The organism is Mesorhizobium sp. LSHC420B00 (assembly GCF_000503055.1).
Taxonomy (GTDB): domain Bacteria; phylum Pseudomonadota; class Alphaproteobacteria; order Rhizobiales; family Rhizobiaceae; genus Mesorhizobium.
Genome location: NZ_AYVY01000058.1, coordinates 1 through 10,184, shown reverse-complemented (window position 1 = coordinate 10,184; position 10,184 = coordinate 1). Strand labels below are relative to the sequence as shown.

Below are 10,184 nucleotides of genomic sequence, written 5' to 3'. Positions count from 1 at the left end.
CCATCCGGCCTGTTTCATCGCCAGGACAGCTGGTCTTTCGGCAGCCGACCGCTCGGATCGAACACGTTCACTTTGTGCGGAAGATCCGGGCCCCAGTCCCATAGCACCAGATTGCGGTCCTCCGTCTCCGCGCCCGGGGCAAAACTCGGCACCAGAATTCCAGCGATGCCCTGAGGCCGCAGCCGGTCATAGATGGACCAGGATGCAGGTCGCTCTCCGTTGCTGAGAGCCGTGGCCCAGGCGCTCCCCATGTCCGCAAGCGTGACAGAAGATTCTCCCCTCCCCTGCTCGGTTGTCAGATCAGTGATGTCCTCGCAGTCCACCTCATAAGAGCACAGCACGCAGGGGTCGATGCGATGCGCGAAGCCCTGGTTGGCTTCCTTGACAGCCGTCATGACGGTCAGCGCCAGATATAGCGCGGGCACACCTTTGGGATTGAATCGAGCGCCCCTGATCGCCGCTCCATCACCGGAACTCGGCTTGAATGCCCAACGTGGATCATGCGCCCTGTAGCAGGTTCCGACAAACCTCAAGCAAAGCCACCCAGGGCCATGTGATCGAGGTAGTCGCGAATAGCAGCGGCCTTGCCGTCCTTCACGAGGGCTTCGGCGGTGCGTCCACCGAATGCCGGCAGCGGCTGGGCTCGGTACCAGGCCATGGCCTGTTCCTTGCCTCCCGCCCAATCCGTCACGCGGCTGATGATTTCGAGCATCTCGCGCAGACGCCCCTGCGTCTTTGCCGTGCGGCTGCGCTCCAGCCGATAGAGGGTTTCGCGGGCAAGCCCGGCCGTCTGAGCCAACTGACCCTTGGACATTCCAAAGCTGTCGGCCACCTGGTCAACGGCAATTTTCCCGGCACGGTCCATATAGGACAAAACCAGGGGTTCATTCTGCATGGATTTCTTGAGGGCTTGCCCCATGGAGTTCCTTGTCATATTAGCAGCCGTATTTACTGTGCAAAACATATGGCGCTTTTCGACTGGTTTCAAGCCCCCAAGCGCATGGCGTTGTTTGGCGGCTTCTGGACGCGTGCCCCGGGCGACAGCACCCGCCAGATCTCGTTCCGCGGGCATGTCACCTTCGTCCTCCAGGGAATTCGTTTTCGCAAGGACGGCACACTCGGCAAATTGCACGAAACGCTGACGTTGTCTTTCAAAGACGAAGGCAAGCGGAGGGAGGAGGTTGGTGGCCGATCAAAAGTTTGAGCGATATCCTCGTGATGTGCGCGATTGGCGCCGCGAGCAGTTGGTTCGGTGTCTCGCGACACTCCGGCGCATGGTAGACAAACCCCGTTTAGGAAACGAACGTCCGTCCCGACGGAGGGACTGCGCGATTCAGATGTCCGGATCGTCGAGAATGCGAGAGATCGTGCTGCGCCCCAGCGCACTCATGGCGGGGTTGGTGCGATGGTAATACCAGACGAGACCCATTGCCTGCTGGAATGCCCAAGCAACACCACGCTTCCACCAAAGATCTTCAACCTGAAGGCCGCACCGAAAGGTCGCTCTTCGCTCGCGGTCTAGAAGATGCCACGCGACTACCAAATCTAGCGACGGGTCGGCTGGTCCGAAACTGCCGCCATCAAGCACTCCGACAAGACGCCCGCCCTGCACGAGAAGGTTTGCTGGGATAGGGTCCCTATGAGTCATCACGACAGGCCCAGCGGATGGCAACTCCCGGAAGCGAGTCCACAAATCGCGCAGTCGAGCCACATCAAGAAGGCCCTCGCTGTTTTTAAAGCAAACACTCATCCAATCGTCATGATCGGAGAGATGTCCACCACGTCCTTGCCCGTCGAAGCGTCGGCCCCGTGTGTCCGCTTGGCGCAACGATGCCACGAGGTGTACAAGGTCTAGGGCGAACGTCGTCGATCCACTTAGCCCGTGCGGCGTGGCAACCTCGCCTTCGATCCAAGTTTGTAACGCCCATGGCATTGGGTAGTGAGGACCTGGCTCGCCGAGCCCAATCGGTTGAGGCGTCGGAAATAGCAATGTTCCCCAATCTCGACCATGGCAGCGGCCTCTGACCGAAGCATATTGGCGCATTCGGTCGGATTCATCGCCCTCAGTGGGAACCGCGCCGTGCTCTTCGAGCCAATGCGGAAGATGGCATTGACGGTTCCCGACGATCTAACTGAGGTGATGTCTTCATGACGATACTGGGGAAACTGGTCGCGGATCATCTGGCGGGCGATATCGATGTCGATATCCACCTGGTCGTCATGCATCATGAATTCTCGTCCTGCCGAGCTCGAATATGCGCAGCACCCGAGGCATTCCACACTCTTGTCCTACCTCCACCGATGCCATCAAAATCTTCCTTGCGGCGCTTCGCTTGGCATAGATGCCGACGCCCAGAAATTTTCGCCACGATACCTCAGCCCGCCGATCGCGGTCTATGAGCATCAAGCAGAGGTCCCCCTATTCCCAGGGAGTAAACCGTGGCGACGCGCAGATCGCCGGCGGCCTCGGCAGCATGATGGATGCGTCGATGTCGGGCCACGTCGGCAATGTCGACAATCGCGAGCGCGATGGTGAGTGTCTTTGCTTCAGCACGCCGCGAATGACCGGACGGTAGATCCCAGATCAGGAACCGATTGATAGGGTTCTTGTGCTCCGGGACGCTAAGCAGAGCTTGCAAATGATGGTGTCCCGGGCGTGACGATCAGGCTTGCCGGTAAAACAGCGCCCGTCCGGTCGGAATTAGCTGAAGAAGATAATCGAAGTCGCTGATGTTCGCTGTGAGTACCGTGAACCCTAGCTTCTGCGCCTGCAGGAACAAGACACAATCCTGAAGCGCGCGGAGGCGAGCATCTTTCTGGTAGCCCTGAAGGCGGCACATGATGCCGGACAGCAGCGCAGCTTTTCCAAGCACGTCCGTATCCGGTGCGAAGACACGATGCGGGTGCATGACGCGAATGGTAGCGCCAATCTGTTTGATTGCAGTCTTTGTACCGGGATGCTTGGGGTCCAGCACGCCGACGGTGTGCATGAGTTTCTGGATGGCAACCGTCGAATGATTACTCAGTCTGAGATCGAGCAGATCGGCGACAACATCCGGGGCGTGGCTCTGCAAACCATCAATGTAGACACAGGTATCGAGCATCAGCTCTTGCCCCGCCTCGGCAGTATCACCGAGGAACGGAAGGTCGTCGTCCTTGCGGCGAGACAGCCTTTCCTGAGGATCGAATCGTGCCCAGCGGACAGAACTGGCAAAATCAAAGTCAGTCAACTCAGAACCCGAGCTTAAGCGTCGGATCGATGGTGCCTCTCGTCTTTCTGAACGTCTGTCCGAAATTGTCGTCGAGGGCGACATTGGCGAGGGCGAATTCGATCAAGTCGGTGTCAGTCTTGATCCCGGTCTGCTTCTTGGCTTTTTCGATCAGCGCCGGACTGATACGACCACCGATCCGCGTGCTCTTCTCACCCAGCAGACCAGAACGTTCCGCCGCCTTCATGACGGCCTCAACACGGGTTCTGCTGACCGCGACAGACTTGCCGGTCTTTGTTGCCCGACCAGTCTTCGGAAGTGGCTCGCCGGCCTTCCTCGTCATTTCGATTATACCGGCCATACCGGCGCGCTTCTGAATGGCAAATCTCCCTTGCCGTTCCGCGCCACCACCCGTGTGTTTCTTCCTCGCTGCCTTCGCCATGACGCAGCCTCCAATGTCTGACATTTCACGATTTCGTCCAACATAACATGATTGAGACAATTTTCAAGGAGCCACCGAAATGCGGCGACGGCTGGCGGTCTCGGAAGCCCGGCAGGGCGAACGCCTGGATGCGATGCTTCTCGCCGACGCCGTGCGGCGCGCCTATGCGAGCGCGGCCACAGTCGGTTCCTCAGCGAGCGCGCCGCTGCCCTCTATGAGGGAAACGGCTTCGTGCGGCTGCCGGACTCCCTCCGGCTGGTCCTACCGATGCACGCAATCCAGCAACTGGTGGAGCCATGATCGACGCAGCACCTACATCGCCTAACGTCAGGCGCTCTGTCGCTCGGGCGGCCAAAGCCGGGCGACACTGTCGCAAAATCGCGTCACCCATCCCTTGTTGCGCCGCTTCGCCAAAACAGAACCGAAAAATGGGCGACTTTTGTGTGCACCGAGCGTGCACGTCGCCCTCTAAACACTGGGTTCCTGTCCTGTTGCCAACCCATCACTGGATACCTCAGAGCACGCTGGATGATCCAAACGCTAATTCCGCAGCGTCATGGTCGGCCTTCAAAGCCCTTGGCCGGGAAGTTGGTACGCATAGTCGGAATCAAGCAACACCCTTCCGAACTGGATTTTGAAGCCGCGGATAAGCGGCTATGATGAGCGTGCCGAATGCAAGTAAGGTCGAGGAGGCCTCGAACAATCGGCATTAGAGGAGATTACGTCGATGACGAACGTTCGCGCCCTTGTCCTTGAACGCCAGCACGAACTCAAGCTGCGCGACATCGACTTGCCGCAGACGGTTGGCCCGGGCGAAGTGCGCATCAAGATCCATACGGTGGGCATCTGCGGTTCCGACGTGCATTACTACACGCATGGCCGCATCGGCCCGTTCGTGGTCGAGGCGCCGATGGTCTTGGGTCACGAAGCCGCTGGCACCGTCGTCGAAACAGGCGAAGGCGTCGAGCATCTGAAGGTCGGCGACCGCGTCTGTATGGAGCCGGGCATCCCCGACCCGAATTCGCGAGCGAGCCGGCTCGGCCTCTACAACATCGACCCGGCTGTCAGATTCTGGGCAACGCCGCCGATCCACGGCGTGTTGACACCCTATGTCGTTCACCCCGCCAACTACACTTTTAAACTGCCCGATAATGTCAGCTTCGCCGAAGGCGCCATGGTGGAGCCTTTCGCTGTCGGGTTGCAGGCGGCTGCCAAAGCAAAGATCGCGCCGGGCGACACGGCGGTGGTGATTGGCGCAGGGCCGATCGGCACGATGGTGGCGATCGCTGCGCTCGCCGGCGGCTGTGCCCGCGCCATTGTTGCAGATCTCGCCCAACCCAAGCTCGACATCGCCGGCGGCTATCAAGGTGTGATCCCGGTCAACATCCGCGACAAGAGCCTGGCGGCGGAGGTAAAGCGCCTGACCGACGGCTGGGGCGCCGACGTCGTCTTCGAATGCTCGGGCTCGTCCAAGGCATGGGAGACCCTGCTCGATCTGCCGCGGCCCGGTGGCGCGGCGGTGGTGGTCGGCCTGCCCGTGGCGCCTGTGGCGCTCGACATTGCCACGGCCTCGACCAAGGAAGTCCGTATCGAGACCGTTTTCCGCTATGCCCACCAATATGAGCGGGCAATCGCGCTGATGGGGTCGGGCCGGGTCGACCTGAAGCCACTCATTTCGGCGACCTTCCCCTTCGAAGATTCCATCACCGCCTTCGACCGCGCAGTGGAAGCCCGGCCGGCGGACGTAAAGCTTCAGATCCGATTGCCGGATTAAGGGGACGCTGTTTTCTACAGCTCGCCGACTAGGAAGCGATCCATAACGGCAGCCATGACAGCCGCGGCTGGTTCGCCAACCCATATGTCTCGTATCATCTCGTATGGTCCGGCGAACCCTAGGATAAAACCCAGAAACGACTTCGTCGCACCTTGCGCTCCTCCAGGCCCCGGGGCAGGAGTTCGAATCTGTTCGGGCGCGCCACCTTCTCGGCCACCATCCTCCGGTCCATCGCCCGCGCGGTCATTTGGTCCCGATGCCAATATTGACGGGGTTTCTCAGAATGGCCGAAGCGTCATCGCCGGCCCGTTCGCGCACCATGCGATCGAGCGTCTGGCGAATGACCGCGCGCTCGCCTTCGCTCAACGCGAGGCTGCCAAGCACTTCCTCGACAATCGGATTGCTCCATACGATCCAATCCCATAGCTCAGCACCTGACTTGAACGCCGTGCTCTCGGTGATCATCTCGACATTGACGCCGTTCAGTCCAGCCTTTGCCAGTTCGCGGGCAAGCCGCTCCGGATCGCTGAGCTGAAACGGCAGTGGCGGCGGATCCATTGGCGGACCATTAAACTCCGGGCGTACCGATTGAACGGCCCCAACCAAGAAAGTGAGGAAGTCAATTCGATGCGGGTCGCCATAGGCAATGACCAGCACCCGCCCTCCAGGTTTGACAACCCGCGTCATCTCCCGAATGCCCATCGGCATGTCGGGAAAGAGCATGACCCCAAACTGAGATCCCGCCACGTCGAAGCTGTCGTCGACAAAGGCAAGCGCATGCCCGTCCATCACGCGGGCGTCAATTTCCAGGCTTTCGCGGCTGGCGCGCTCTCGCAGCAGGCGGAGCATGACGGGCGACTGGTCGACGGCGACTACCTCGGCACCGATCCGAGCTGCCGGGATACTGAGCGCGCCGCTGCCGGATGCAATGTCAAGAAGGCACATACCTGGGCGGAGCCCTGCCCTGGCCAGACTCTCATTGCCAAGCCACATCTGTGTTTCGGTATTCGTCCGATCGTAACCCGAGGCAATTCGGTCCCAAGCCTCACGTGTGTCCGGCAGCGCCTGAGGAGTCGCGGATCCGGCTGCGGCAAGCGCAGCCCGCAGCACCTTTACAAATTCGGCAGGCTGCTCGATCGGCGGATCATCGGCGGCGCCGTCGATAATGTGGAGCGGCCACCCATATCGGACGCTCGCCGCTTCCGCTACAGGCAATGGGGTGGCAAGATCGTGCCGCCCCCAGATCAGGAAGGTCGGGATTCTGATGCGCGCTAGTTCCTCTGATGGGATTGCGGGAAATCCGAACTGCTCCATCAGACCTTGCTGGGTCGGCTTCAACTCCGGCGCCTGCGCGCGATCGAGATTGTAGGCTCGCAGCCGCTCCCAGTTCTCGCCCATATGATCACGCAGCGTGTCGAGGTCGAAGGCGCATTGCTGCCAGAGGCGGTCATGGCTTTCCGGACTTGGCTCCGTGACGAACGCGGCGAGGGCCGCACCGAATTCAGGCGCCGGCTGAAACGGCGCAAGGCCGAGCGCGTCCGACAGCACCAAGCAGCGGAGCTGGCTACCGTGCTTGGCGGCAAAGCGAGCAGCAATTGCGGCGCCGAGAATTTGGCCGACAAGAATGGGCGGTGTTGGGCAGGTGCGTTCGATGAGTTCGCCAAGCCACGCGAGAACACGATCGGGATGAATCGGACCCTCGACGGTCCCCGACGTGCCGTGGCCCGGCAGATCGGGCGCGATTACGTGATGCGTTCTCACAAGCTCCGGAAGAATTCTCAGCCACTTTGCTGCATGTTCTCCTGGGCCATGCAACAGCACGATCGGTGATCCCGCGCCCCCGTCCAGTAGCACGGTCGAGATGCCGGCCAATTCGAGCCGCCGTTCGGCGATCGACAGCCCGGTGAGCAGGCGCTTGCGCGCAGCTTCTCCGGATATGCGGTTCGATTCAATTGCCGCCGGGGTGGCGGTGTAGTCTTCAACGTGAGTCATCATGGCCTCCCTCATGTTGATAGGGCGATTTCGTCTTGCACATGCCGCCTCGCCTCTTGGGTTGCTCACGTGCTAGAGCGCGAGCTGCGAGCGGTTGACACGCTGATCTCGGTTCGCGCGAGCCCCAATCCGAACCACAACGTCCAAAGGGCCATCACGAAAGACGACGCAACCCAGACGAGGCTGCCCAGCCAGATGCCGAACCACATGCCCAACGGCCAGCCGGCAAAGGCAGCAAGCCCAGCCACAACTCCGACCAGTGACGCCCAGGTCGGCGTTATCTGTTGCCGGCTCAGCGCCTCATTGCCGGCGATCACGACAACCGCCAGACACAGGAACATGAATCCGTTGGCCTTGCCTTCGGCGAACGCCCACCAGACCGTGAAGCGCGCCATATCGTTGGCGGCGGCGGCATCGGCGACGGTGGTGGCCTCGGCCACGGCGGTGGTCATCGTCCAGAGGGCGCCGACCGGCACCACCGCCCAGGCGGATAGGGTCCACCAGTGTTCGGTCAGGCGAGAGCCCGCGGTCAACACGATCAGGCTCGCGACGACGAACAGCGACAGTGCTGCCGCGGCGGCCCAATGCACGACCACCCACAGGGTGACGTTGTTGGCGATGATGTGCATTTGAAGGGCGAGGTCGGGATGAATCGGCCCGTGACCGACCAGGACGAAACCTAAGAGTACAGAAGCAATCGCAAGCCAGGCGCCCGCGACCCGCATCCTGGTATCGGTACGTGACATCGCTTCCTCCTTTCATTGTGGCCGGATGTTTGCAGCGCGATCACCGAGTCCGTCCTGCAGTCTGCAGGCGAGTTGCGCCGAGGCGCCGCGCATCCATAGCCGACAGGTGCAAGCTTAGGCCGGAAGGGAAGGCGGCGCTTCGGGCGAACTACCCAATCGGCGCCGACGATGCATGGGTGATTCCACCCATTGCCGGGCACGCTCAGACTAGGCGGTGCTCGTAGGCCCAAGCGGTGGCGGCGGTGCGAGTGGGGACGTCGAGCTTGTTGAAGATATTGCTTGCGTGCCTGTCCACTGTCTTTCCGCTCAAATGCAGTTCGTTGGCGATTTCCTTGTTGGTTTTGCCAGAAGCGATCAGGCGGAGGACTTGCAACTCGCGGGCAGAGAGACCGCTGGCTTCCTCCGACCGCATGTCAAGCAGAGCATCGATGCGAGAAACGTCGGGCGTGGCACCAAGCTGCTGAAATACTGTCCGTGCTGCCTGCAGCTCCAGTGTCGCGCCGTCTTGGTCACCGAGGGCGCGGCATGCCAGGCCCATGATGACCCGTACGCGCGCTGCTTCGTATGGCGCGTCGACTTGCTGCCACTCCTCTATTGCCCGGCGCAGACAAATCGCCGCGGCCTGCGCTTCGCCTTCTGCCAGTTCCACCGCTCCCCGCGCGTGGGCGGCAAGGGCGCGCAACGGTTCGGTCCCGTAGCTTTCTGCAACGTCCGCCAGTTCGTGGCAGGCACGCCGTGCTTCCTCGATGTCGTCAGCCGCCAGCATGATCTCGACGTGAGCTGGCAGCAGCCGAATGCGCTTCACTTGGTCGGTCGTCGCGGCCATGACGCGCCGGATTGCGGCCACAGCCGCATCGATGTGCCTTTCGGCCAACCGCAACAGGGCAAGGCCCGGCTGCGGTTCGAAGCCATATTGGCTTGCACTCCGATATGCCTGTTCGGCCGCTTCAAAGTCTCCACGGAGGCGGTGTACTTCCGCCAACTGGTACCACGCCCCAGCCGTATCTTTTCGATTATTTGACTGCGTCAAACGCTCCACGGCATGCTGCGCTTCGTCGATTGCGTCCTGCCATGCGCCGCTGAGCCGTTTAATTTCAGCGCGATGCATCAGGCAGGTGCCGCTAAAACTGATCAGCTGGGGCTGTTCCGAGCACCATCGCCCCAGAGCGGAAGTCCATTCGCGTGCGCGACCCAGAGCATGGACTTGCTGACACGCTTCGATCACGCTGCAGTAGATCAGGCCGGTAAGCAGCGGCGACAATTCGCCGGCCGTGACCGAAACCATCGCCTCATCGAGAAGCGCGAAACCTTCTGTGGTCCGCCGCTGACGTAACAGAACACGGCCCTGCAGGTGCCGCGCACAGGCAACGAGATCCGCGTCCGCAAAGCGCTCGCCAATCTCGACTGCGCCGCTGGCCGCAGCGTAGGCTGCCTCAAGGTTGCCCGCAGCAAGATTCTGTTCGACGTGGGGCAGCATCAGGTAACCCTGTTCGACACAATCATGTGGCTCGCGTTCGAGCAGTCGATGGGCCCGCCCAAACCAGCCGGTCGCCGGAGCCATCTCCCCACGAAAGACAAGACGCAGGCCCAGCCAGAAGGCGCAGCGGGCGGCGCGATGGTATTCGCCAGCGTCGAGATATGCATGATGGGTTCGCTCCAAGGCCCGCAGGTACTCCTCGTCGCGCCCAGTCAAATAGGCCGACATCGCCAGCCGTTCGAGATCATCCACAGCAAGCGGAGCCGTCTCATCGGCGTGCGAGAGGAACCTATAGGCGTCGCCCCACGCCCTTTCTTCGTAAGCCTCACGACCGAGAGCGAGCTGATCCGTCTCTTCCAGGGAGCCGCTGTTGCATTGCTGTCGATCTGAGCTGCCCATCCCATTGGCTCCGCAGACGAACAGAAATCCTAGCCATCAATGGCTACTTTCCGAGGCGGAGTATAGCATGTGACCTTGCCCCTCTGATCTAATCCGGTTTGAAGTTCGTTCTGGCCCATCGAGAGGACCAGGACATGAAACGCAG

The 10,184-nt window shown here is 61.1% G+C and carries 12 protein-coding genes; 3 read left to right on the top strand and 9 right to left on the bottom strand.

Features of this window, described 5'->3' with window-relative positions; genetic code table 11:
* Positions 1 to 14: 14 nt before the first annotated feature.
* Both X760_RS0140615 and X760_RS73075 read right to left on the bottom strand, forming a co-directional pair.
* On the bottom strand, positions 15 to 533 hold the full coding sequence (locus X760_RS0140615; RefSeq protein WP_031195511.1) for an RES family NAD+ phosphorylase: 519 nt from the start codon (positions 531 to 533) through the stop codon (positions 15 to 17).
* Positions 530 to 919, bottom strand: coding sequence for an antitoxin Xre/MbcA/ParS toxin-binding domain-containing protein (locus X760_RS73075; RefSeq protein ID WP_031195508.1), 390 nt, complete (start codon positions 917 to 919; stop codon positions 530 to 532). Before X760_RS73075 ends, X760_RS0140615 begins: the two co-directional genes overlap by 4 nt.
* Positions 920 to 964: 45 nt before the next feature.
* Here X760_RS73075 and X760_RS73070 point away from each other — a divergent pair, with 45 nt between their 5' ends.
* Positions 965 to 1,204 (top strand): hypothetical protein, encoded by a 240-nt coding sequence (locus X760_RS73070; protein ID WP_023723155.1) that lies wholly within the window; start codon positions 965 to 967, stop codon positions 1,202 to 1,204.
* 129 nt (positions 1,205 to 1,333) lie between these two features.
* Here X760_RS73070 and X760_RS73065 read toward each other — a convergent pair whose 3' ends face one another.
* Together X760_RS73065 and X760_RS78725 are read right to left on the bottom strand one after the other, a co-directional pair.
* Complete coding sequence (locus X760_RS73065) at positions 1,334 to 1,933, bottom strand: phosphotransferase (protein ID WP_245278799.1); 600 nt, start codon at positions 1,931 to 1,933, stop codon at positions 1,334 to 1,336.
* On the bottom strand, positions 1,876 to 2,226 hold the full coding sequence (locus tag X760_RS78725) for a hypothetical protein (protein ID WP_245278798.1): 351 nt from the start codon (positions 2,224 to 2,226) through the stop codon (positions 1,876 to 1,878). The genes X760_RS73065 and X760_RS78725 overlap by 58 nt, the downstream gene beginning before the upstream one ends.
* A 170-nt stretch (positions 2,227 to 2,396) precedes the next feature.
* Here X760_RS78725 and X760_RS73060 point away from each other — a divergent pair, with 170 nt between their 5' ends.
* Positions 2,397 to 2,576 (top strand): hypothetical protein, encoded by a 180-nt coding sequence (locus X760_RS73060; protein WP_023723152.1) that lies wholly within the window; start codon positions 2,397 to 2,399, stop codon positions 2,574 to 2,576.
* An 87-nt stretch (positions 2,577 to 2,663) separates the two neighbouring features.
* Here the strand turns inward: X760_RS73060 and X760_RS73055 are convergent, their stop codons facing one another.
* Positions 2,664 to 3,230, bottom strand: a complete 567-nt coding sequence (locus X760_RS73055) for a hypothetical protein (RefSeq protein WP_023723151.1) — start codon at positions 3,228 to 3,230, stop codon at positions 2,664 to 2,666.
* Position 3,231: 1 nt separating this feature from the next.
* On the bottom strand, positions 3,232 to 3,651 hold the full coding sequence (locus X760_RS78720; RefSeq protein WP_245278797.1) for a hypothetical protein: 420 nt from the start codon (positions 3,649 to 3,651) through the stop codon (positions 3,232 to 3,234).
* 727 nt (positions 3,652 to 4,378) lie between these two features.
* Here X760_RS78720 and X760_RS73050 point away from each other — a divergent pair.
* On the top strand, positions 4,379 to 5,425 hold the full coding sequence (locus X760_RS73050) for an NAD(P)-dependent alcohol dehydrogenase (protein WP_023723149.1): 1,047 nt from the start codon (positions 4,379 to 4,381) through the stop codon (positions 5,423 to 5,425).
* A gap of 243 nt (positions 5,426 to 5,668) precedes the next feature.
* Here X760_RS73050 and X760_RS77615 read toward each other — a convergent pair whose 3' ends face one another.
* The 3 genes from X760_RS77615 to X760_RS78995 form a co-directional block, all read right to left on the bottom strand.
* Positions 5,669 to 7,432 carry an alpha/beta fold hydrolase gene (locus X760_RS77615; RefSeq protein ID WP_198030584.1) on the bottom strand — a complete coding sequence of 588 codons (1,764 nt, stop codon included), beginning with the start codon at positions 7,430 to 7,432 and terminating at the stop codon, positions 5,669 to 5,671.
* A 50-nt stretch (positions 7,433 to 7,482) separates the two neighbouring features.
* The gene (locus tag X760_RS73045) at positions 7,483 to 8,163 is read right to left on the bottom strand and encodes a hypothetical protein (RefSeq protein ID WP_031195505.1); all 681 of its coding nucleotides are present in this window, start codon (positions 8,161 to 8,163) and stop codon (positions 7,483 to 7,485) included.
* 202 nt (positions 8,164 to 8,365) lie between these two features.
* Positions 8,366 to 10,039, bottom strand: coding sequence for a helix-turn-helix transcriptional regulator (locus tag X760_RS78995; RefSeq protein ID WP_023723145.1), 1,674 nt, complete (start codon positions 10,037 to 10,039; stop codon positions 8,366 to 8,368).
* Positions 10,040 to 10,184 lie beyond the last annotated feature (145 nt).

Coding starts and splice junctions, on each gene's coding strand:
- X760_RS73065 (WP_245278799.1), bottom strand. CDS start 1,933: ATGCCATGGGCGTTACAAACTTGGATCGAAGGCGAGGTTGCCACGCCG.
- X760_RS73045 (WP_031195505.1), bottom strand. CDS start 8,163: ATGTCACGTACCGATACCAGGATGCGGGTCGCGGGCGCCTGGCTTGCG.
- X760_RS73070 (WP_023723155.1), top strand. CDS start 965: ATGGCGCTTTTCGACTGGTTTCAAGCCCCCAAGCGCATGGCGTTGTTT.
- X760_RS78720 (WP_245278797.1), bottom strand. CDS start 3,651: ATGGCGAAGGCAGCGAGGAAGAAACACACGGGTGGTGGCGCGGAACGG.
- X760_RS78725 (WP_245278798.1), bottom strand. CDS start 2,226: ATGCATGACGACCAGGTGGATATCGACATCGATATCGCCCGCCAGATG.
- X760_RS77615 (WP_198030584.1), bottom strand. CDS start 7,432: ATGAGGGAGGCCATGATGACTCACGTTGAAGACTACACCGCCACCCCG.
- X760_RS78995 (WP_023723145.1), bottom strand. CDS start 10,039: ATGGGCAGCTCAGATCGACAGCAATGCAACAGCGGCTCCCTGGAAGAG.
- X760_RS73050 (WP_023723149.1), top strand. CDS start 4,379: ATGACGAACGTTCGCGCCCTTGTCCTTGAACGCCAGCACGAACTCAAG.
- X760_RS73060 (WP_023723152.1), top strand. CDS start 2,397: ATGAGCATCAAGCAGAGGTCCCCCTATTCCCAGGGAGTAAACCGTGGC.
- X760_RS73075 (WP_031195508.1), bottom strand. CDS start 919: ATGGGGCAAGCCCTCAAGAAATCCATGCAGAATGAACCCCTGGTTTTG.